The following is a 21,289-nucleotide window of genomic DNA, read 5'->3' on the forward strand; positions in this document are numbered from 1 at the left end:
GGCACGTGTGTGCCGGGCCGTCGGCGTATTCCGGCTTGGGAGAATCTTTATCGGTGGCATATGTCACCAGGCGTCAACCCCTCCTTACGGTCGCGTAGGTCACACCGAAAGGGAAGGATGTGCTCCCGTGGCAGACGATTCGAGATCAAGAGACAAGAACGCATTCGGGTCGTACGCGGCGATCGGTGACAGCTTCACCGAGGGCGTCGGAGACCCCGGACCCGACGGGACGTACGTCGGCTGGGCGGACCGCTTCGCGGTCCTGCTCGCCGACCAGCTGCCGGAGCACGACGACTTCCGCTACGCCAACCTGGCCGTACGCGGGCGCCTGCTCGACCAGATCGTGGCGGAACAAGTCCCCCGGGCGAAGGAACTCGCCCCCGACCTGGTGACCTTCTGTGCCGGCGGCAACGACATCATCCGGCCCGGCACCGACCCCGACGACGTGGCCGAGCGCTTCGAGCGGGCCGTCGCGGACCTGACCTCCGCCGTCGGCACCGTCATGGTGACCACCGGCTTCGACACCCGTGACATCCCCGTGCTCCGGCACCTGCGCGGGAAGATCGCCACCTACACCGCCCACGTCCGGTCCATCGCGGACCGCTACGACTGCCCGGTCCTCGACCTGTGGTCCCTCAAGTCGGTGCAGGACCTGCGGGCCTGGGACGACGACCGGCTGCACCTCTCGCCCGACGGACACACCCGCGTCGCCCTGCGCGCCGCCCAGGTCCTCGGTCTGCCGGTGCCCGCCGACCCGGACCAGTCGTGGCCGCCGCGCCCCCCGCGCGGCGCGCTGGAGGTGCGCCGCGACGACCTCAACTGGGCCAAGGAGTACCTCGTGCCCTGGATCGGGCGCAGGCTGCGCGGCGAGAGCTCGGGCGACCACGTCGAGGCCAAGCGCCCCGACCTCATGCCCCTGTAGGACCGCCGGGCACGGTGACGCCGGCCGGGATCCGCTCCAGGACCCCGCCGGCGAACACGTCGTACAGCGGCAGCGTCTCCAGATGGACGTAGCCGATGTGACAGTCGCAGACGGAGAGGGGGCAGGCCCGGGGGCGCAGCGCGGCGCGGTACGAACCGTCGTACAGGTTCCCCAGCTCGGCCTTGACGAAGTGGCAGCGCCGCACCGTCCCCTCGCCGTCCACCGAGATCACCGACTCGCCGGTACGGCACGGCAGCCCCGCCGAGCGGTGCGGCCGTCTGCTGTACGGGAAGAGCGGATCGATCCCCGTCCACTCCTCGGCCTCCGCGTCCGTGTACGTGTGCCCCTCGGCCGCGTTCACCCAGAGGTAGACGTGCGGCGGCAGGGCGGCGCGCAGCCGGCGGGCGTCGTCCCGGTGCTCGGGCAGGCCGACCACGCCGACGCTGAACCGGATGCCCCGGTCCGCCAGCTCGCGGCACTTGCCGAGGAACCGCTCGTACGGCGTCTGGCCCGGGTGGTACGTGCACCAGAGGGCGACGGTCTCCGGGTCCGCCTCCGCCAGCCAGTCGGTCCGGCAGCTGAGATTGGTCTGGATCGCCACCCGCTCCACGTGCGGCAGCCGTGACAGGTCGACAAGGGCCCGCCGGTACCAGGAGCGCACCAGGCCCTCGCCCCACGGGGTGAAGAGGATCCGCAGCCGGTCGCCGGTCTGTCCGGCGGCCCACCCGGTGAACCGGTCGAGCGCGGCCCGGTCCGCGCGCAGCTGCTCGCGGCTGTCCCGGCGCTTGGCGAAGGGGCAGTAGGGGCAGTCGAAGTCGCAGGAGGCGAGCGGGCCGCGGTAGAGCAGCGTCAGATCCACGGCCGGCCCTACTTCGGCTCGTACGCGGCCATGGCGGCCCGCACGTCGGGCGAGAACAGCTCCGGGCCGAGCCCGTCCGAGTACGCGAGGCCCTCCGGCGAGAGCCGGAGCAGCCCCGCCGGGGCGTCCGCGTCGAGCCAGCCGAGGGCCTCGAAACGGGTCAGCTCCGCCGGGAAGTCCACGAACGGGGAGGAGCCGAACCGCTCCTCGTAGACGGCGACCGGCATGCCCTCGGCCTGGAGCAGCGACTGGAGCAGATGGCGGCGCCGGGCCTCCTCGGCATCGACCCACCGGCCCACCTCGACGCGGGAGAAGTCCGCGGTCTCCGTGTACGCGTCGATGATCGAGCGGATCTCGCGCATGTCGACGGCGTAGTCGAAGGAGTAGTGCAGCGCCGAGGTGTACGAGCGGGCGCCGCAGCCCAGGCCGATCATCCCGTCCGTCTGGCACGCGTAGTCGTCCGGGCCGAGGGGCGCGGCGTCCGTCCGCCGGAACATCCGCATCGACACCTGCTCGTAGCCGTGCGCGCGGAGGTGGTCCCGGCCGTACCGGTAGAGGCGCAGCCGCCGCTCGTCCCACTCGCGGTCGGCGCCGGGGGAGAGCCGGCCGAGGCCGGTGAGCGGCCGGACGTACAGCGGATAGAGGTACAGCTCCTCGGGGTGCCAGGCGAGCGCCGCGTCGAGCGAGGAGCGCCAGGACTCCTCGGTCTGGCCGTCGATCCCGTAGATGAGGTCGATGTTGAGGACGGGCACGCCGGTGTCCCGGATCCTGCCGAGCGCGGCCTCGACGTCCGCGCGCCGCTGCGGCCGGACCGCCGCCCGCGCCTCCGCTTCCACGAAGCTCTGCACGCCGATGCTGAGGCGGGTCGCGCCCCGCTCGGCGAGGAGCGCGAGCCGGTCGGCGGTCGCGGTCGCGGGGGACGTCTCGACGGAGAGCGGGACCGCCCGCAGATCGACCCCCATCCGCTTCTCTGCGATGTCGCAAAGCCGCTCCAGCTCGGCGGCGGTGAGGAAGGTGGGCGTGCCACCGCCGAACGCGGCCGTGGCGAACCGCACGGGAGCGCTGTCCCCTCGGGTGTCGCCGAGCGCCTCGCGGACCGCTGTGGCCTGGCGGTCAAGGGCGTCGAGGTAGCGGGTGGTCAGCTCGTCGGGGGCGCCGATGCGGGTGAAGAGGTTGCAGAAGCCGCAGCGGACCTCGCAGAACGGTATGTGCGCGTAGAGGGAGAGCGCGTCCTTCGGCTCAGCGGCCCAGAGGGCGTCGAGGGGCGGCCGGTCGGGGAGCGCGCGGTAGGCCGTCTTGTGCGGATAGGCGTAGACGTAGCTGCGGTACGGGCGCGGGGCGGCGGTGTCGTTCATGCCGTCGCCTCCTGCGCGGGGCCGTCCAGGACGAACTGCGCGTACGGCACGGTCCACACGACCTCGTGGCCGAGCCGGTGTCCGGTGTGGCCGTCCTCCCCGTACGCGGTGCCGTGGTCCGAGCAGACGATCGCGAAGCAGGGCCGGCGGCTGCTCATCGCGGCGAAGAGCCGTCCGATGTGCCGGTCGACGTATTCGAGGGCCGCCGCGTGCGTGGCCCGGGAGTCCCCGGCCTCGCGGGTCGCCCCCGGCAGGTGGAACCAGTTGGGCTGGTGCAGCGCGGACACGTTGACGAAGAGGAAGAGCCGGCGCTCGCGGGGGAGCGCGGCGACGACCTCCTCGGCGCGGGTCACCTGGGACGCGAAGGAGGTCGGGGACGCGACGCCGAAGGACGGCTCCCAGTGGCTCTCCTGGAACAGGCCGGGGAGTACGGAGCCGAGCGGCGGCTGCTTGTTGAAGAAGCCCACCCCGCCGACGCAGACCGTCCGGTAGCCCTCGCCGGCGAGGGCCGAGACGAGGTCCGGGGTGTCGTGGACGTAGGTGCCGTCGGCGGTCGTCTCGCTGCCCGCGAAACGGGCCGCGAAGAGCCGGGGGTGCGGCCCGGGAGCGGCCGGGGTCGGCAGGAAACCGGCGAAGATCGCCTGGTGGGAGGCGTACGTGAAACTCCCGGGCGCGTGTCGCCGCTCCCAGACCCCGCCGGGCAGATGCCGGGCCAGGTGCGGGATGCGTCCCTCTGCCGCCAGCTCGGCCGCCACGTCGTACCGCAGCGTGTCGAGGGTGACCAGGAGCAGGTCGTGGCTGCCGACGATCGCGTTCATGTCGGGCTGGTTCACGTGGTGCTCGTTCCTGTGGTGCGGGGGGCTGCGTCGGTAGGGAGGGCGCGGGTCCGGCCTGTGTCGGTAGGGAGGGCGCGGGTCCGGCCTGTGTCGGTAGGGAGGGCGTGGGTCCGGCCTGTGTCGGTAGGGAGGGCGTGGGTCCGGCCTGTGTCGGTAGGGAGGGCGTGGGTCCGGTCGGTGTCGGTCGATCGGGCGTGGGTCCGGCGTGCGTCGGGGAACTGGGCGGCGACCTGCGCCGCGTACGTGTCGAGGCCCTCGGCGCCGCTGCCCGGCAGGCCCGTGAGCCTGGGCAGGAGATCGCCGAAGGCGTTGACCTCGCCCACCGCGAAGCGGCGCCAGCCGGTGGCGGGCAGCAGGTCGACGCCCACGCACCGGGTGCCGGGGAAGGCGGCGGCGGCCCGCTCGCAGACCCCGAGCGCGTCCTCCCACCGCCCGCCGGCCGCGGCGATCGCGGCCCGGGCGGCGGCCAGGTCGCCCCGGGCGCCGCCGAGATGCAGATTGGTCATGGGGGAGCGGCTGGTGCGCACGACGGCATGGGTGGCCCGGCCGTCGATCACCACCACCCGCAGGTCCGCGGCGCGGCCGTCCTGGGTGGCCTTCGGCAGCCAGCGCTCGACATGCAGCCCGTCGGGGGCGAGGGCGTCCACGATCGGGGCGATCTCCCGCTCGCTCGTGTAGCGCCGTACCCGCAGGGAGTTGAAGAGGTGTCCGTCCGGTGCGCGCTCCACCGACGTGGTCGCCTGGATCCGGCCCGCGCCGTTCGTCTCCACCGCGAGCACCCCGGACGCGGACGAGCCGTGTGCGAGCTTCACGAACGCCCGCCGCAGCCCGGCCGCGTCGAGCAGCGCACGGAGGTCCCCCCAGCCGCCCACGGCCGGGGCGGCCGGCCCGGAGGTCGGCGAATCGGGCACCGGCACACCGGCTGTCCGCAGCCGGCCGTGGCTCAGCCGCTTGTCGAACAGGACCGCGAGCTCACCGGCGTCGTCGACGAGCGCGCCTCCCGCGTCCCCGACGGTCTCCGCGAGCTCCGAGACGGCGGCGGTGAACCGGGCGTACCAGCGGCCCGAACCCTCGACCCGGGCCGGGTCGTCGACCCCGCGCAGCAGCCGGTCGGCCTCCGGATCCTCGCCGGGCGAGTCGATCCGTACGGTCTCGCCGGCGGCGAACCGCGCCCGGCCGCGCAGCACGTCCGGCCAGGACACCACCCGCGCCCCGGGCAGCCCGGCGGTCCGCAGCGCGTCCTGGAAGAACGCGACGCGGCGGCCCGCCGGATCACCGACGACGACGAGGCGCGGGTCGAGGGTCATTCGGCTACCGCGACGTACCGGTAGACCCTGTCTCCGTCGTCCTCCGCCTCCTGCGGGTCGTCGAGGACGACCGTGACGCCGTGCGGGACGAGCGCCGCCCGGACCCGCTCGATCATCGCCTCCGACAGGTAGTGGTGGGAGAGGTCGAGGTGGGCGAGGTGGGTCAGCGGCTGCCCGTCGAGGAGGGCCGCAGCGCCCTCGTCCGTGAGGACGCCCATGGAGAGGTCGAGCCGCTCGATCCGGGCGACGACGGGGGCACCGGCCACGGCCGCGGCGACCGCGTCCTGGATGACGCTGTTGCACAGGCTCAGGTGGCGCAGGGCGGGGAAGCCCGTCCCGGCGAGCAGGGGTGCCAGGTCCTCGACGGTGCTGTCACCGCCGTACTCGTCGGTGCCCAGCCAGAGCTCCAGGCTCTCCAGGGCGGGCAGCTCGCTGCCGGCGATCCCGCGCACGACCTCGGCGGGCAGACCGCCCGTCTCGACCACCAGGGTCTCCAGGCCCTCGTGCCGGATCGGCGGGAACTTCAGCTCCGAGCCCCCGCGCACCCCGAACTCCCGCAGGGCGGGGTAGGCGGCGAGCAGCGGCGTCACGTCGGACTGGACGATCCACGAGATCTCGCAGTCCTCGCCGGTCATGTCCCCGACGAACACCGCCCGCAGGTCCGTGAGCCGGTCGCGGGCGGCGATCAGCGCCGCGACGACGGGGGCGGACGAGGTCTCGTACGCCTCGTCCCAGCCGCCGACGACCAGCGCGCGCACGCGCTTCGGGTCGACCGTCTTGAGGAACCGCTCGAAGAGCGGCTCCCAGAGCTCGTCCTCGGGCTCGCTGTACGTCGGGGCGGAGATCCGCCAGGCGACCGCGGCGGCGTCGGGCAGCGGGGCGGACGCGGTCCCGTCCGCGCCGGCACCCGGGAAGTCGAACACGGGAAGGCCGTGGAAATCCTGCTGGTATTTCCCGATGGTCATGACGGTGCTCCAGACAACGGACGACGTTGATCGGCTGATGCCGAGAGTTCTACCAAGCGGCACCGACAACGCCGTTCGCCGGGGCCGCTCCGGCGGGCTCCGGGCGATGGCCGGATGGATTGTCAGACCCGCCCTCTAGCGTCGTTCTCGTGTTCGGTCGAAGCGCGCCGAACGGGGAGGGGAGAGCCATGTACCGGCAGGGAGACGTGCTGATCGCACCGGTCGAGGAGACGGCCGTACCGGCCCGCGCGAAGGCCGCGGCGGGGGAGCCGAGGGACGCCAGGGGCCGCCTCGTCCTCGCCCTCGGGGAGGTGACCGGGCACGCCCACGCCATTCCCGGGCCCGGCCGGCTCGTGCGGGAGCCGGGCCCCCTCGGCCCGCTCCTGCTCGAACTGCCCGAGGGCGGCCGGGTGGTGCACGAGGAGCATGCCCCGATAGCCCTGCCCAAGGGCTGGTACAGGGTCGTGCGGCAGCGGGAGTACGTGCCCGGCGCCTACCGGATCGTCGCGGACTGACGGCCCGGCGGACGTGAGGGGCTCGACATGGTCAGGGACGAGGACTTGGGGAACACCGGCATGAACCGCACCACCGCACAGGACACGTGGCGGGCCGTCGCCGCGGCCACCGGACCGGGCGATCGCGCCGCCGCCGAGGCCGGCGTCCGGCTCGCCTACCGCACGGCGGGGCTCGCCGAGCCCGCGCGCGTGCTGTGGGCCGACTCGCCGCTCGCGGCCGTCGCACGCGTCAGAGGGCTCACGGATCCGGGCCGTTCGGTACGGGACGAGGTGCGCACCCGGCCCTGGGCCGAGGAGCGGCGACGCCTCCACGACGCGCTCGGGCCGGCGGGCTGGGCGGCGCACTGGCAGGCGACCGGCGCGGGCCTCTGGGACCTCACGCGGGAGCTCGCCGACCGGATCCGGGCCGGGGTGACGGAGGCCGCCGCGGAAACGGTCACCGACGGGACCGCGCGGGAGGCGACCGCCGTGCGGCTCGTGCTGTTCGACGCGGTGCTCGGCCAGCACGACGCCGCCTGGCTCGCCGCCTTCGACGGCCGGGGCGAGCGGCTCGCGGGGCTCGCCGCCGTCGCCCGGCACGCGGGCTGGTGGTGGCCCTACGAGAACGTGGCCGTGGTCTGCGAGCGCCCCGTGGAGCTCCACCGGGACGAGGCGGGGCGCCTCGACCGGGGCGACGGCCCGGCGCTCGCGTACCCCGACGGCTTCGCCCTCCACGCCTGGCGGGGCATGCCGGTGGACGCCGACTTCCTGGCCGGTCTCGCCGGCCTCACCCCCGAGCTGATACGCGCGGAGGAGAACGCCGAACTGCGGCGCGTGATGCTGGAGTACTACGGCTACGACCGCTACCTCGCGGAGTCGGGCGCCCGGCACGAGCACCGGGACGAGACGGGCGTCCTGTGGCGCGTCGAACCGGCCGACGACGACGGTGAGGACGTGGTGATGGTCGAGGTGGTCAACTCCACCCCCGAACCGGACGGCAGCCACCGCACGTACTGGCTGCGGGTGCCGCCCTCGACCCGGACCGCGAGGGAGGGCGTGGCCTGGACCTTCGGGCTCTCCGCCGAGGCGTACGAGCCGCTCGTCCAGACCTGAGCGGGGCCCGGGGCACGGGCCCGGCTGGTACGGAGAGGTGAAGGGAGCCGCCGGACAGGAGTGGCGTGCGGGAGGCGGCGGCGACGGGTGCTGGGATGTGCCCGCCGGAGCCCCGGCACCCACCCCCGAAGGGACCGCCCGTGACGACCCGCCAGCCCCGGACCGCGACGACCGCTCATCCCGCGACGACCGCCCGCATCGCGGCGACCGTTCGTGCCTCCGCGACCGCCCGCACCGCCCGTCTCCTCGCCGCCACCGCGGTGCTCGGCGGGCTGCTCGTCGGCACCGCAGCCCCCGCCCTGGCCGCCGCGCCCGACCGGACCGCCCTCCGCACCGCCGCCCGGGCGGCCGCGCCCGCCACGGTCAGCGTCAGCGGGACCGGCCGGGCGGCCGCCGCACCGGACCTGGCGATCCTGTCCGTCGGGGTCGAGGCGACCCGTAAGACGGCGAAGGAGGCGATGGCCGCTCAGAGCACCGCCGCCAAGGCCCTGCTGGGCGTGCTGCACCAGCAGGGGATCGAGGACCGGGACATCCGGACCGACAGCCTCTCGCTCTCTCCGGTCTACACCCAGAGCCCCGAGGGGGAGAGCAAGGTGACCGGGTACCAGGCCGGGCAGTCCTTCTCCGTGAAGGTCCGCGACCTCGACAGGACCGGGCAGGTCATCGGCGCCGTCAACGACGCCACGGGGGACGAGGGCCGGATCAACGGCGTCGTCTTCGACGTCGCCGACCCGTCGGCGCTGCGGGTGAAGGCGCGTGAGGCCGCCTTCCAGGACGCGTACGAGAAGGCCTCGCAGCACGCGCGGCTCAGCGGACACCGGCTCGGCCGACTGGTCTCCCTCAGCGAGGGCGACTCCACGCGCCCCGGCCACGGCGCCGCCCCCTCGATGCCCGCGGACGAGCCGGGGGTCCCGCTGGCTCCCGGTGAGATCGAGGAGCAGGTCACCGTCTCGGCGGTCTTCGAACTGCTCTGAGGCCGAAGAGGGCCGCTCCGACCGGCCCCGTCCGCTCCGACCGGTGCCCTCCGACCCGTGCGATCCGTCCGACCTGTCCGGCGCGTCCGACCTGTCCGGCCCGTCCGACCTGTCCGGCCCGTCCGACCTGTCGGGGCCCGTTCGGCCCGTTCGCCCCGTCCGACCCGTGCGGCACAGCTACGGGCCGGGCGGTGTCTCCGTCCCGTCTTCACCGGGCGGACCGTCCGCGCCCGGCGTGGCCTCGGGGATGCCGCCCCGGGCATCGTCCCGCGCGCCGTCCGCACCGGCCTCCCGAGCGCCGTCCTCAGGGCCGCCCCGTGTCTCCTCGGGCAGGCCCAGCTCCCGGGCGAGGGCGGCGTCCGCCCACCGCAGGAGCGTGGCGCGCGAGAGGGAGCCGGAGTACGCCGTCGTCTGGACCGCGAGCCCGTCGAGGAACGCGGTGAGCCGCCAGGCCGCCGCGGTCGGATCCGGACACCGGAACTCGCCGGCCGCGACCCCCTCCCCGATCACCCGGGCCAGCGCCGCCTTCCACTCCCGGTCCAGCGATGCGGCGACCTCGCGCAGCTCGGGGTCGCGCAGCGAAGCGGCCCACCCCTCGATCCACAGCCGCCAGCCCTTGGCCTGCCCGGTCGGCGCGTACCAGCGCACGGCGGCGCGCAGTCGCCGCACCGCCGTGGAACGCCGTCCGAGCAGCTGCCGCAGACGGGCGAGGTCGCTCTCGGCCGCGTGCGAGAAAGCCGCGGCCACCAGCTGTTCCTTGGTCGAGAAGTGGTAGAGCACCAAGGCGTTGCTCACCCCGAGCGCCGAGGCCACGTCGGAGATCCGGACGGCGGTGACGCCCCGGGCCTCGATCTGGTCGACGGCGGCCCGCAGCAGCTCCTCCCGCCGCTCCGCCACACTCAACCGCACTCTCGCCACGCCGAGCAGCCTACACAGCACATGACAAGGGCATGATCGTCTACGAGCGGGCCGCCCGGTCGGAGCCGTGCCCGAGCCGGGACCCCAGGCCCTGCCGCCCGGTCTCAGTACCAGCCGTAGCGCTCGGCGATCACCGGCAGACGCTCCGCGACCAGCGCGTGCGCCGCGGCGCGCGGGCCGGTGCCGTCCGCCGCGGCCCGGTCGAGCACGCCGCCCACCAGCTCCCGCATCGACCGGCGTACCCGGTCGAAGGCCTGCTCGGCGTCGGCCTCGATGTCACCGAAAAGCGTCCACCACCACCAGGCGTTCGTGCACGAGTTCACGACCACGTCGGGCAGCACGGTCACCCCGCGCGCGGCGAGGGCCTCCTCGGCCTCCGGCAGGACCGGCATGTTGGCCGCCTCCGCGATCCAGCGGGCCGTGATCCGGCCCTCGTTCCCGGCGTCGATCGCGTACGAGACGGCCGCCGGGACCAGGACCTCCGCGTCGACCGCGAGCCAGGCGTCCCGGGGCTCCTCCCGGTCGCCGGGCCGCAGGGCCGCGCGGTCGACCGTGCCGTGGCCGTCGCGGGCGGCGAGCAGCGTCTCGACGTCGAGGCCGTCGGGGTTCACGATCGTGCCCCGGACGTCGGCGACGGCCACCACCCGCAGCCCGGCCCGGGCCAGGAACCGGGCGGTAGCCCCGCCCATCGTGCCGAGCCCCTGCACCGACACCCGGGTCCCGGCGTACGCCCGCCCGGCCCGGTCGAGGGCGACGAGCACCGACTCGGCCACTCCGAGGCCGCCGACCAGTTCGTCGAGCCCGATGCCGTCCACCTCGATCGCGAACGCGTCGGCGAGCCGCTTCCGGGCCGTCGCCTCGTCGTCCAGGAGCGGGTACACGGCCTGTACGGAGGAGACGAGCCCGGCCTCGGCCGCCGCCCGGTCCACCAGGCCCTGGGTGAGCCCCAGGTCCTCCCCGGTCGTCCAGAACCGCTCGATGTACGGCCGCATGGCCCGCAGGTAGCGCACGAGGACGCCGTACGCCTCCGGGGAGCGGGGGTCGCAGTCGATGCCGCCCTTCGCGCCGCCCAGCGGCACGTACCGGCCCTCGGGGTCGTAGTGCAGGGCCTCCTTCATGGTCATGCCGCGGGCGAGCCCCGCGACCTCGGCCGCCGTGCACCCCTCGCGCATCCGCAGGCCGCCGCTGGCCACCCCGCGCACGAGCCGGTCGACGACCAGATGGCCCCGGCGGCCGGTGACGTGATCGGTCCAGTCGACGGACAGCAGGGGGGTGGGGCTCATCGCGCGTCTCCTCGGGAGGGGTGTTACTGAACAACGATTCAGTATGAACGGTCCCCCCGGCGGTCCGGGGCGCGGGCCGCCCATAATGGAACGACCCCCAGAGATCAGGAGGTCCTGTGACCGGTACCGGCTCCGACCGTTCGCCACGGGCCCGGCTGCGCGCACTGCGCCCCGAGTCCTTCGGCGCGGACCCCGCGGGCGAGCGCCTCGCCCGCATCCGCCGTTCGCCGAACTTCGCGGACGGGATCTTCCAGAACCCCGAACCGGCCCGCCGCGGGCCCTCGGGCTCCACCCTGGAGTTGGCCAAGATCTACTTCGAGAAGGAAGGACGCGCGCGCCGAGCCCCCACCGGCACGATCCCCGTCCACCCCACCACCGTCGCCGACCTGGCCAAGGCGCCGGTCACCGGGCTGCGCCTCACCTGGATGGGGCACTCCGGCGTGCTCGCGGAGATCGACGGGCACCGGGTCCTCTTCGACCCGGTCTGGGGCGATCGCTGCTCGCCGTTCCCCTTCGTCGGCCCGAAGCGGCTCCACCCGGTGCCCGCACCGCTCGCCGCGCTCGGCCCGGTCGACGTCGTCGTGATCTCGCACGACCACTACGACCACCTCGACCTGCCGACGATCAAGGCGCTCGCCGCCACCGACACCGTCTTCGCGGTGCCGCTCGGCGTCGGCGCGCACCTGGAGCGCTGGGGCGTGGCCGCCTCCCGGCTCCGCGAGCTGGACTGGAACGAGTCCACCGAGATCGGCGCGCTGCGGCTCACGGCCACCCCGGCCCGCCACTTCTGCGGGCGCGGCATCCGCAACCGGCAGCACACGCTCTGGGCGTCCTGGGTCGTCCAGGGCCCCGAGCACCGGATCTTCCACAGCGGGGACACCGGCTACTTCTCCGGCTTCAAGGAGATCGGCGCGGCGCACGGCCCCTTCGACGCCACCATGATCCAGATCGGCGCCTACTCGGAGTTCTGGACCGACATCCACATGACTCCCGAGGAGGGCATGCGGGCCCACCTGGACCTCCAGGGCGGTGCGGCGGCCGGCGTGATGCTGCCGATCCACTGGGGCACGTTCAACCTCGCCCCGCACCCGTGGGCCGAGCCGGGCGAGTGGACGAGGGATGCGGCCGAGGAGGCCGGCCAGGCGGTGGCGTTCCCTCGGCCCGGCGAGCCGTTCGAGCCCGCGGGGAAGCTGCCCGGGGAGTCGTGGTGGTGGGCGTTGGCCCATCCGGTCGCGCGCCCGTGGCGCCGCCCCCGGCGGGCCGAGGTCGAGGCCGAGGCCGAGAAGCGCAGCGACGATCTCGACCTCGCGGGCGAGCGGTGACATGGGCAGGGGACGATTGCTGCGGCTGACAGCGGTGCGCCACCGCCGGCGCTGCGGTCAGAGTCTCCCCGGCCGCATGTCTCCGCCGTAGGTGGTGCGGTAGTCCGGGACGACGATCCGGCTCGTCGGAGACTCCTGGTGGACCTGGGCGACGAACCCGTCCAGGTCCATGACCGGGTCGCGGCGCGGGGGCTCGCTCAGCGGCTCCTCGAAGTTGTCCCAGTGGACGGGTACGACGATGCCGGGCCGGCCCAGGGCCCGCAGGAGTCGGGGCACGTATCGCGAGGTGGCGGCGCTGGACGGCACCGCGATCATCGCGAGATCGGGGCTCAGCCCCTGCACGGCCCGCTCGGAGAAGTCGCTGGCGCCCATCAGGAACGCCGAAGGGCCGCCGCTTCCCGCCGTCACCTGGAAGGCGAGCGTGTCGCCCTCCGGCAGGTCGGAGATGGTCCTCGGGGCCGCCGCGGGCGGCGCGTTCAGCGTGCCCGGGGCGAAGTAGGAGTGCCGTTTGTTCCGGCTGTGCAGGCTCGACACGACCTCGACGGTGATCCCGCCGAAGTCCAGTATCTCGCCGCCCTTCACCACCGAGATCTGTCCCGGGTCGACGCCGAACGCGACCAGCAGATGGAACGTGGTCTCCGTACCGACGACCCGGGCGCCCGTGGACTTGGCGATGTGGGGCACATCCGCGATGTGGTCCCAGTGGGAGTGGCTGACCAGGACGATCTCGGGGTGGCCGATGTGCTCCCGTACGAGCTCGGGGTCGGACTCCAGCTTCGTACCCGGCTTGAAGCCACCGTCGAACAGGCCGGTCTTGAACCGGGTGAGATACGGGTCGAAGAGCACCGTCCGGCCGTCGACGTCGATGCGCCAGCCGGAGGTGCCCAGCCAGCGGAAGGTGGCCGAACCGGCCGCCGGGGCCCCGCCGGTGGCCGCATCGGAGGCGGAGGCCGCGGAGGCGGTCGTGGGAAGCAGTGGGGCGGCCGCGCCGAGTACGGCGCCGCGCAGCACCGTACGTCGGCCGAATCCCTGGATGCGCCGCTTCGGGCGCTGTGCGTCTGTGTCGTCGTTCATGGCGTCAGGAGATCAGGACGCGGCCCCCGTCGTCCAAGATCAAAATCCGGGAGTCCTCATATGCGTACGCATATGAGTGCACGTCAGAGCCCTTTGCTGCGAAGGAAGTCGACGGCGATCCGGGCCGCGGCGCCGATCGCGGAGTCCACCGCCGTACGCGAGGCGGCCAGCTCCCGCGTAGAGGCGAAGACGGAGACCGCGTAGCGACCGCCGTCGGGGTACCGGACGATCCCCGCCTCCATGTGCAGTCCGGGCAGCGTTCCGGTCTTCGCCGCGACCGTCACCTCGTCGGGGAACCCCGACACCAGCCGGTGCCGGAACACCTGTCGGGCCATCAACTCCCGTACCTGAGCGCAGGCTTCGGGCGGGCCCGCCTCGTCACGCCAGACCAGGCGCAGCAGCCGGGTGATGTCACGGGGTGTGGCGGCGTTGGTCCGCTGCGGATCCAGCACGCTCATCCGTCTCTTGCGATCGTCCGGCAGAGCCGGGTATCGGCGGGCGAACTCCGCCTCGTCCCGTGCGCCGACCTCGGCGAGCATCGACTCCAGTACGTCACGGGGGCCACCCACGATCCGGGTTCCGGCGAGCCCGAGTTCCCCGGCGAGCAGCCGCACCGTGTCCAGGCCGACCCGGGCGAGCAGCAGATCCGCCGCCGAGTTGTCGCTCACCGAGATCGCGAAGAACGCCAGATCGCGCAGCGACAGATCGACGTCGTCCGCGCACCCGGCGGTGCCCCAGCCGCCGAGGCGGTCGCCCGCCGTGACCCGCACCCGCTCACGGGGGTCGAGCTGGCCGGCGGCCACCTGCCGGGCGAACTCCAGTACCAGCAGCACCTTGAAGATCGAGGCGATCACGACGGGCTCGTCCGCGCCGACGGCCACCTCCTCGACCTCCGGCCCCCCGTCGACCGGGACCGCATGCAGCAACCCCTCGGCTCCCGCCCCCGCGAAGACCTCGCGGATCCGTTCCTCGACCATCGGTTCGCCCCTCACGTAAGGTTCTTGGTTGTGGATCTCTTGCGCCACCTGCGTATCTTCGTCGCCGTCGCCGACGAGCTGCACTTCAGCCGGGCCGCCGACCGGCTCGGCATGGCCCAGCCGCCCCTCAGCCAAGCGGTACGCAGACTGGAGAAGGACCTCGGCGCCGAACTGTTCGACCGGTCGCACCGCCAGGTCCGGCTGACCGCCGCCGGCATGGTGCTGCTGGACGAGGCCCGCGAATTCCTGGCCCGCGAGGAGCGGTTACGGACGCTGGCCCGCCGCGCCGGGGACGGCGGCCTGGGCACCCTCCGTGCGGGCGTCCCGCCCGACACCACGGTCTCCATGCTCTCCACGCTGCTCTCGGCCTGCGCGGAGCACTCCCCGGGCCTGTCCGTCGATCTCCAGGAGATCACCACCGAGGAACAGCTGCGGCTGCTCGCCTCTGGTGGCCTCGACGTCGGCCTCGTCCACCAGCCCGTGGACGCCACCGAACTCCGCCTCGGCCCGGAGGTGTGCGCGGAACTCGGCGTCGTCCTGCCCCGCACCTCACCACTGGCCCGGCTCCCCGAGGTCGCGCTCGCCGAACTGTCCGGCCACGACCTGGTGCTCTTCCCGCGCGCCCAGGCCCCCGGCTGGTACGACCGGGTCCTCGACACCTGCCGCGCCGAGGGCTTCGTGCCGGGCCGGCTCCGGCACGCCTCCAACCCCGAGTTCCTGCTGGCCCTCGTCCACGCGGGCCACGGCGTCGCCTTCGACAGGGGCCCGGTGGCACGCAAGGAACCCCGCGTCGTCTGGCGGCCGCTGGCGGGCCGCCCCCTCACCCAGCGGACCACCGGGGCCTGGCCGGCCGGCCGGTCCGCCCACCCGGCAGCCCCTCACTTCGCGCAGCTCGCGGCCGGTGTGCTCGCCCGCGACCGTACGGCGACCCTGCGCCGCGATGACACTCCCCGCTCACCGGACGGGCCACCCCGCCCCTGGTCGGTGGTCTACGACGAGTCGAGCTGACGTCGAGGCGGCCGGCTGCCGGTGGGAGGAGAGCGGGGCCGCGGGTACGCGTATTCCTGTGCCGGCCCTGCTGTCCGGCCAGGATGGTGGGCGTGGACCTTCCCACCGCACCCGCGGCGTCCGACCACGGGGTACGGCCCCGCGCTGGTCGGGGCGCGGACACGGGGACTGCCGTGGGGACGGCGCGTGTGCGGACACCAGCGGCTGGATCAAGGCGGAGACCGCCTGGGCCCCTTGGAGGCGCGGATGGTTCCGCGGGGAGTGCCACGGCCTACAGCCCCACGGCCTACAGCCCCCACGGCCTACAGCCCCAGTAGGCGTCCTACGCCGGCGGTGACGCCGGGACGCCGGCGGGCGGGCGGGGTGGTGTCTGTTGAGTACGGCTACTCATGTGCGTAAGGATTCCGGCTGGCAGGATCCGCGCCATGACGGGTGACAGACGGGCGCTGACCGCCCTGCATCTCCTCCTGGTCTGGGCGACGATGACGGCCGCGGTGCCCGCGCTCGGCTTCGGGGTGCTGGTGACGGCCTGGAGTGGTGGGGTGGCTTCGAGTGCGCCCTTCCTCGTGTTGGGCGTGCCGCTGGCCGTGGGCCTGCTGGCCATGGCAGGTATACCGGCGCGAACCGTCGTGCCGCTGTGCGGCTCCGTGCCGCGCCGGCTCGGCTGGGCGATGCTGGTCTTCGTCCTCGGCACGCTGGGCGTCCTGGCAGGGCTGGCTGCCTACGGCGGAGACGTCGACCTGGGGAGCGCCGGTACCCGGATCGCGCTGACGGGGGCGCCGTACGCCGTGGCCGCGGCGCTCTTCGTACCGGGCCGGTGGGTACGGCTGGGGGCGGTGGCCGTACTGGCCGCCGGCGTGGTCTACGGGGGCTTCGTCGGCCCGGCGCAGTCGAAGCAACGCCAACACGAGGCGGAGGTCGCGCGGTACCGGGAACGTCCGGAACTGCTGTACCTGGGCGCTGCGCCGCCCGGTATGCAGGTGTCCCGTGCCGAGGCCGGACCCGGCTACTTCGGCGTCGAATACCGCGGTTCCCGGGAGGACGAGTTCGCCTACGTGGCCCTCACGGTGCGCCCGCCGCTCACGCCGGCACCACGATGCCCCGAGTTCGCGGAGAGGGGCGTGACCTGCACGGTGGACGCGCACGGCGAGATGCGCACGGTCCGCGACTTCCCCGGAGGCGGCCGCGCCGTCACCCTCGTCCGCCGGCACCGGAACGCGGAGGCCGAGGTCACCAGCCAGACCCTCGACGAACGCGGCCTGCGCCATCTCCTGAACACTCTGCACCTGCTGTCGGACAGGGAACTGGAGAAGCTGATGCGGGAAAAGAAGATCGAGCACAGATTCTGAATCAGGTCGTCTCGCGTTCAGCGTGGCTCACAGGAGGCGGCGCACGGCCGCGACGATCGCGCGGCGGCGGTCGTCGGTGCTCTCGGCCTCGATCGTGGAGGCGGGCACGCTGGTGGCGTTGCTCGGGTTCCACGCGAGGGCGATGCTCAGGACGAAGGTGAGCAGCGCGGCGGGGGAGAAGTCGGCGCCGATGCCGTGCTCCTTCTGCGCCGCGGCAAGCGCCTCCAGCTTGGCGTGGTGCGTCGGCGCCGCGACGGCCGGGTCCCGGTCGTGGCTGTCGCCGCGCTCCAGGCGGTGCCAGGTGGCGAGCCGGATGACCTCGGGGTGCTGCCGGCAGTAGTCGAAGAGCCGTCCCGCGTACTCGGGGAGATCGTCGGGGGTGAAGGGGACCGAGTCCAGGCCGTGGGTGACGTGGGCGTCGAAGACCGCGTCGAAGAGCCGGCCCTTACTGCAGAAGTAGACGTAGATGAGGTTCTTGTTGGCCGCCGCCGCGTTGGCGATGCGGTCCACCCGGGCTCCAGCGATGCCGTGTGTGGCGAACTCGTCGGTGGCGGCCTGAAGAATGCGGGCCTTGGTCGCGTCGGCTCGGGACATGCGGGTCATCGTACCGGCGACTAACCGGTTAGTTGCGGCGTGGGGACGCCCCCGCCGATCGGCCGGTCACCCCATCCCGAAGGCGCCGAAGGCCGCATCCGTTGCGACCAGCAGGACCGTGCACCACAGGGTGACGCCGGCCATCAGCCAGCGGATCAGCCGCCAACGAGGGATGCCCAGCGCGGCGCCGAGCAGGGACGAGCCCCAGGTCCCGAAGAGGGCGGGCCCTACGATGCCGAAGCCCACCACGCCGTACCGGTCGAGGACTCGCCGCGCCCGCCGCCCCGCGGCGCCGGAGAGCCGGTCGTCCGCGGCCGCGCCGTCGGAGGATGCGCCCGCCGCCGAACCGGCCTGTGCCGCAGAGGACTTCCGGCGCCAGGACTGCCAGCGTGACCGGGCGCGTTCCATGGCGAACACCGCGAAGACCACGCAGCAGGCGGAGCCCAGGAGCACCGCGAGCAGAGCGACCGGGCCGGGCAGGGAGAGCGAGAGGCCGACAGGGACCGCGGGGGTACCGATCGCGAAGCCGGCGAGCAGGGCCCAGACGAATCTCCCCATACGGGAATCCTTTCAGCCGCAACGTTCGCATCGGTTGGCCGTACTGGCGGCAGCTTAATTGACTAACCAGTTACTCTCAGCCGATGACTCACATCGACGCGGCACTGGCCGAGTTGGCGGCCGGCAAGTACCTCCTCCTCACCACCTTTCGCCGAGACGGCAGAGCAGTGCCCACCCCGGTCTGGGTGATGTTGGACGGCCGGGCGCTGGCCGTGTGGAGCACCGCGGACGCCGGCAAGGTGAAGCGGATCCGCAACAGCGGCCGGGTGACGGTAGGCCCCTGCGACTGGCGGGGCACACCGCTCGGCGCCCCGGTGACCGGCTTCGCCGAGGTGCTGACGCCGGACGCGAGCGCGCACTTCACCGGCCTGATGAAACGCAAGTACGGACTGGCCGCCCGAGTCGGACTGCTCGGCAGCAGGCTGCGCGGCGGCTCCGGGCGCACGGTGGGCATCCGGATCCGGCTGGACGGGCAGTCGGACGGCTGGGCACCTGGACGCCCGGGTGCCGGGGCTCGGTAGCGGGTCGAGGTCCTGATGGCCGATAGAGCGTTTTATCGACCAAGAACCATAGGGACGATGCGCCGGCCCGCGTCCTCGTCGTGGCTACGACAGCCGGTCTTCGACCTGCGCGTACGACCAGGGACGGAGGGTCTCCAGGGCCTTGCCGACGCGGAAGACGGCCGGGTCGTCGTAGGGGTGGCCGACGATCTGGAGGCCGATGGGGATTCCCCAGCTCGACATGCCGGAGGGGACGTTGAGGACGGGGCAGCGGTTGTTGATGTTGAAGGGGCTGGTCATGGCGCTCCACAGGGTGTCGGCCACCTCCTCGCCGTGCACCACGACCTTCTCGCCCGAGAGGTCGTCGCCCGCGTGCCAGCCGGGGACGGCGGTGGTGGGGCAGAGCATGGCGTCGAATCCGGCCATGGCGGTGGCGAGTTCGCGTTGCAGCCGGTGCTCGGCGCGCAGGGAGTCGAGGTAGCTCACCTGGGTGCGGGCGAACGTCATGGTGTCGGCGAAGGCGACCGCGTACGGGCTCAGCAGGTCGCGATGGGTTTCGGCGGCCTCGATGACGAGGCCGCCGAAGACGGTCGAGAAGTGGCCGGCGAGCGCGGTGAGCAGGTCGGCACGGGTCCAGGGGAGGGGGATCTCCTCCACGTGCGCGCCGGCGTCGGCGAGGGCCCGGGCGGCGGCGCGGGTGTTGGCCTCGATCTCCGGGTGGAGCTCGTACTCGCCCAGCCGCAGACACAGGGCGATGCGCATGCCGCTGACGTCCTCGTACGAGGGGGGCAGGGTCAGCTTGGGGCGGATCGAGGCGTGGTCGCGGGGGTCGGGGCCGGCCAGGACGTTCTGGAGGGCGATGGTGTCGTCCACCGTGCGGGCCATGGGGCCGTCGCCGCGGTAGTGGTCGGCTGTGAGCACGCCGAGGCCGGGATTGCGTCCGTAGGGGGCCTTGAAGCCGACCGTTCCGGTGAACGCGGCGGGGATGCGGGTGGAGCCGCCGATGTCGGAGGCGGAGGCGAGCAGGGTCGTGCCGGCGGCGAGGGAGGCGCCGGAGCCGCCGGAGGAGCCGCCGGGGGTGAAGTCGCGGTTCCACGGGTTGCGGGTGATGCCCCACATGCGGGAGTGGGTGTAGGTGGAGAGGGAGAACTCGGGGGTGGTGGTGCGGGCGTGGATGATGCCGCCGGCGTCGAGGATGCGGTCGATCACGGGGGCGTTCTCGTCGGCGATCCGGCCCTCGTGGACGAGAGAGCCCTCGGTCAGGGTGCGGCCCAGGATGGCGTGCTTCTCCTTCGCCGCGACCGGGATGCCCTCCAGCGGGCGGGGGACCAGGCCGTTCTTTCCGAGGTAGCGGTCCTCGGCGTGCCGGGCCTGCTCAAGGGCCTCGTCGAAGAGCCGCTCGGTGAAGGCGTTGATCTGCGGTTCGACCTTCTCGGCACGTTCGACGACGGCTCGCATCAGCTCGACAGGTGACACCTCACGGCGGGTGAAGAGCCGAAGAGCCTCGGTGGCGCTGAGGTAGCCGAGTTCGTCGGCGGCGGGCGGGTGGCTGGGCATGGGCGTCCCTCTCGGTCAGGGCCGTGGCGGGCCGGTCGGCCGTCCGGCGGTGACGTCAGCCTCAGGGACCGGTCCTGACCGCCCTGCGGATTGCACGGATCCGCCAAGACCGCAGGCGATGTGCGGGAATCCGCAGCACCCTCAAGAGGGTGATCAGGTGATCGGGTGCCACAGGTCGATCGGAACACAGCCGGTGCTGCGGCCGTCGTCGGCGAGCAGACGGCCCATGCGCTTGATCCAGCGCAGGTTCACCGCCCGGTTGAGCACGCGCGCGGAGGCGATCCTGACGGCCGCCTGGGCCTCGTAGCGGCCGAGGTCGGCCAGGGTGTGCAGCCACACGACGCTCAGCAGGTTGGCTTCGGAGGACACCGACGCCGCCATACGGGTGTTCCGCAGGCGGCTCAACTCATCGCCCGCCGCGGCGAGCTGCGCGGGCGGCACGGACATCCAGAGCGTCGCCGAGCTGCGCCAGCCCGAGTGCAGGTGGGCGGTGTCGCAGCGCAGTACCGCTCTGCCGCCGTGCAGGAGGGAGTGCAGCAGCCGTCGCACCGTCGACTCGGGGCGGTCCAGCTCGGCGGCGATCGAGGCGACGGAGCGGCGGCCGTCCTCGGCGAGGGCGAGCATCAGGGCACGGTCCTCGCGCGTGAGGATCGCGGCGGTGGTGCGGGCGGCACTGTCCTCGGGCTCCGCCAGGTCGCGCCGCTGGTCGCGCGAGAGCGCGTCCATGCGCCACTCGCTGCCGTCCCGGTGCAGATGCTGCACCAGGTGCGTGCGGCTGGCGGTCAACGCCTCGTCGCGGCCGAGAGCGAGGACGTACGCGGTCATCAACGACGGGGTCGCCGTGGCCACCGTCAGGAGCAGGTCGCACGCTCCCGCCACCAGTTCCACGCTCACCGCCTGCGGATGGCGGGCGAGCCGCTGGGCGAGGGCCTGTCGGGCCTGGGGCCTGCACGACACCTCGATCAGGGCGAGGGAGCCGTACGTGACTTGGGACGGAGCCGCGTGGCAGGTGATCCACGCCTCACCGGAGGCGCGCAGCCGGGCCCAGCGTCGGGAGAGCGTCGCCGCGTCCACGCCGAGCGGGCGGGCCAGCTGTGCCCAGGGGGCGCGGGGCGCCAACTGGAGGGCGTTGACGAGCGCGAGATCGAGTTCATCGAGTGTTCCCCGGGGCGGGGTGTCGGCTGCGGCGGGGCCGACGAGTGCTGCGGATTCGTGCATGTGAACGCCTCCCTCTGCGGATTCTTGCAATTTCGGGGTGGGGCGGGAAGTGGCCTGTTCTGTATGCCGCATCACACCGCGGCACCGCCGCCCGCCCCAGCCCACA

At 73.4% G+C, this 21,289-nt stretch carries 20 protein-coding genes and 1 pseudogene; 8 read left to right on the forward strand and 13 right to left on the reverse strand.

Annotated elements, in window-relative coordinates; genetic code table 11:
- Positions 1–127: 127 nt before the first annotated feature.
- Positions 128–922: an SGNH/GDSL hydrolase family protein gene (locus tag ACFWWU_RS19710; RefSeq protein ID WP_384146976.1), complete on the forward strand. Its 795-nt coding sequence runs from the start codon at positions 128–130 to the stop codon at positions 920–922.
- On the opposite strand, the gene ACFWWU_RS19715 is transcribed toward ACFWWU_RS19710, so the two are convergent.
- The 5 genes from ACFWWU_RS19715 to ACFWWU_RS19735 are packed head-to-tail and all read right to left on the reverse strand — an operon-like array spanning position 909 to position 6,244.
- The gene (locus tag ACFWWU_RS19715) at positions 909–1,781 is read right to left on the reverse strand and encodes an STM4011 family radical SAM protein (protein WP_384146978.1); all 873 of its coding nucleotides are present in this window, start codon (positions 1,779–1,781) and stop codon (positions 909–911) included. The genes ACFWWU_RS19710 and ACFWWU_RS19715 overlap by 14 nt on opposite strands.
- Positions 1,782–1,789: 8 nt before the next feature.
- Positions 1,790–3,136: an STM4012 family radical SAM protein gene (locus ACFWWU_RS19720; protein WP_384146980.1), complete on the reverse strand. Its 1,347-nt coding sequence runs from the start codon at positions 3,134–3,136 to the stop codon at positions 1,790–1,792.
- Positions 3,133–3,954 (reverse strand): STM4013/SEN3800 family hydrolase, encoded by an 822-nt coding sequence (locus ACFWWU_RS19725; RefSeq protein ID WP_384147242.1) that lies wholly within the window; start codon positions 3,952–3,954, stop codon positions 3,133–3,135. Before ACFWWU_RS19725 ends, ACFWWU_RS19720 begins: the two co-directional genes overlap by 4 nt.
- 11 nt (positions 3,955–3,965) lie before the next feature.
- Positions 3,966–5,279: an STM4014 family protein gene (locus tag ACFWWU_RS19730; protein WP_384146982.1), complete on the reverse strand. Its 1,314-nt coding sequence runs from the start codon at positions 5,277–5,279 to the stop codon at positions 3,966–3,968.
- On the reverse strand, positions 5,276–6,244 hold the full coding sequence (locus tag ACFWWU_RS19735) for an STM4015 family protein (protein WP_384146984.1): 969 nt from the start codon (positions 6,242–6,244) through the stop codon (positions 5,276–5,278). Before ACFWWU_RS19735 ends, ACFWWU_RS19730 begins: the two co-directional genes overlap by 4 nt.
- 188 nt (positions 6,245–6,432) lie before the next feature.
- Here ACFWWU_RS19735 and ACFWWU_RS19740 point away from each other — a divergent pair, with 188 nt between their 5' ends.
- The 3 genes from ACFWWU_RS19740 to ACFWWU_RS19750 all read left to right on the forward strand — a co-directional run bounded on the left by ACFWWU_RS19740 (position 6,433) and on the right by ACFWWU_RS19750 (position 8,825).
- Positions 6,433–6,759 carry a hypothetical protein gene (locus tag ACFWWU_RS19740; RefSeq protein ID WP_329620221.1) on the forward strand — a complete coding sequence of 109 codons (327 nt, stop codon included), beginning with the start codon at positions 6,433–6,435 and terminating at the stop codon, positions 6,757–6,759.
- Between the two features lie 27 nt (positions 6,760–6,786).
- Entirely contained in the window at positions 6,787–7,851 is a 1,065-nt protein-coding gene (locus tag ACFWWU_RS19745; protein ID WP_384146986.1) for a DUF6745 domain-containing protein, read from the forward strand.
- A gap of 140 nt (positions 7,852–7,991) precedes the next feature.
- Complete coding sequence (locus tag ACFWWU_RS19750; RefSeq protein ID WP_384146988.1) at positions 7,992–8,825, forward strand: SIMPL domain-containing protein; 834 nt, start codon at positions 7,992–7,994, stop codon at positions 8,823–8,825.
- A 330-nt stretch (positions 8,826–9,155) separates the two neighbouring features.
- On the opposite strand, the pseudogene ACFWWU_RS19755 reads toward ACFWWU_RS19750, so the two are convergent.
- Together ACFWWU_RS19755 and ACFWWU_RS19760 are read right to left on the reverse strand one after the other, a co-directional pair.
- Positions 9,156–9,743, reverse strand: a pseudogene (locus tag ACFWWU_RS19755) (TetR/AcrR family transcriptional regulator); the annotation flags it as partial.
- 104 nt (positions 9,744–9,847) lie between these two features.
- A complete protein-coding gene (locus ACFWWU_RS19760) occupies positions 9,848–11,026 on the reverse strand; it encodes a Glu/Leu/Phe/Val dehydrogenase dimerization domain-containing protein (RefSeq protein ID WP_384146990.1) in 1,179 nt (392 codons plus the stop codon).
- A 116-nt stretch (positions 11,027–11,142) separates the two neighbouring features.
- On the opposite strand from ACFWWU_RS19760, the gene ACFWWU_RS19765 reads away from it, so the two are divergent.
- Positions 11,143–12,348: an MBL fold metallo-hydrolase gene (locus ACFWWU_RS19765; RefSeq protein WP_384146992.1), complete on the forward strand. Its 1,206-nt coding sequence runs from the start codon at positions 11,143–11,145 to the stop codon at positions 12,346–12,348.
- A gap of 57 nt (positions 12,349–12,405) precedes the next feature.
- Here the strand turns inward: ACFWWU_RS19765 and ACFWWU_RS19770 are convergent, their stop codons facing one another.
- Both ACFWWU_RS19770 and ACFWWU_RS19775 read right to left on the reverse strand, forming a co-directional pair.
- Positions 12,406–13,422, reverse strand: a complete 1,017-nt coding sequence (locus ACFWWU_RS19770; RefSeq protein ID WP_384146994.1) for an MBL fold metallo-hydrolase — start codon at positions 13,420–13,422, stop codon at positions 12,406–12,408.
- A gap of 83 nt (positions 13,423–13,505) precedes the next feature.
- The gene (locus ACFWWU_RS19775) at positions 13,506–14,399 is read right to left on the reverse strand and encodes a serine hydrolase (RefSeq protein WP_384146996.1); all 894 of its coding nucleotides are present in this window, start codon (positions 14,397–14,399) and stop codon (positions 13,506–13,508) included.
- Between the two features lie 39 nt (positions 14,400–14,438).
- Between ACFWWU_RS19775 and ACFWWU_RS19780 the strand changes: the two genes are divergently transcribed.
- Together ACFWWU_RS19780 and ACFWWU_RS19785 are read left to right on the forward strand one after the other, a co-directional pair.
- The gene (locus tag ACFWWU_RS19780) at positions 14,439–15,407 is read left to right on the forward strand and encodes a LysR family transcriptional regulator (RefSeq protein ID WP_384147243.1); all 969 of its coding nucleotides are present in this window, start codon (positions 14,439–14,441) and stop codon (positions 15,405–15,407) included.
- A gap of 425 nt (positions 15,408–15,832) precedes the next feature.
- Positions 15,833–16,756 (forward strand): hypothetical protein, encoded by a 924-nt coding sequence (locus ACFWWU_RS19785; RefSeq protein ID WP_384146998.1) that lies wholly within the window; start codon positions 15,833–15,835, stop codon positions 16,754–16,756.
- A 27-nt stretch (positions 16,757–16,783) separates the two neighbouring features.
- On the opposite strand, the gene ACFWWU_RS19790 is transcribed toward ACFWWU_RS19785, so the two are convergent.
- Together ACFWWU_RS19790 and ACFWWU_RS19795 are read right to left on the reverse strand one after the other, a co-directional pair.
- Positions 16,784–17,350 carry a TetR family transcriptional regulator gene (locus tag ACFWWU_RS19790; protein WP_384147000.1) on the reverse strand — a complete coding sequence of 189 codons (567 nt, stop codon included), beginning with the start codon at positions 17,348–17,350 and terminating at the stop codon, positions 16,784–16,786.
- A gap of 66 nt (positions 17,351–17,416) precedes the next feature.
- Positions 17,417–17,908, reverse strand: coding sequence for a hypothetical protein (locus ACFWWU_RS19795; RefSeq protein WP_384147002.1), 492 nt, complete (start codon positions 17,906–17,908; stop codon positions 17,417–17,419).
- A gap of 83 nt (positions 17,909–17,991) precedes the next feature.
- Between ACFWWU_RS19795 and ACFWWU_RS19800 the strand changes: the two genes are divergently transcribed.
- Positions 17,992–18,429 (forward strand): PPOX class F420-dependent oxidoreductase, encoded by a 438-nt coding sequence (locus ACFWWU_RS19800; RefSeq protein WP_384147004.1) that lies wholly within the window; start codon positions 17,992–17,994, stop codon positions 18,427–18,429.
- A gap of 84 nt (positions 18,430–18,513) precedes the next feature.
- Here the strand turns inward: ACFWWU_RS19800 and ACFWWU_RS19805 are convergent, their stop codons facing one another.
- Positions 18,514–19,965, reverse strand: coding sequence for an amidase (locus ACFWWU_RS19805; RefSeq protein ID WP_384147006.1), 1,452 nt, complete (start codon positions 19,963–19,965; stop codon positions 18,514–18,516).
- A gap of 153 nt (positions 19,966–20,118) precedes the next feature.
- The gene (locus ACFWWU_RS19810; RefSeq protein ID WP_384147008.1) at positions 20,119–21,183 is read right to left on the reverse strand and encodes an Lrp/AsnC family transcriptional regulator; all 1,065 of its coding nucleotides are present in this window, start codon (positions 21,181–21,183) and stop codon (positions 20,119–20,121) included.
- Between the last annotated feature and the right edge of the window lie 106 nt (positions 21,184–21,289).

It is taken from the genome of Streptomyces sp. NPDC058650, from assembly GCF_042717315.1.
GTDB lineage: Bacteria > Actinomycetota > Actinomycetes > Streptomycetales > Streptomycetaceae > Streptomyces.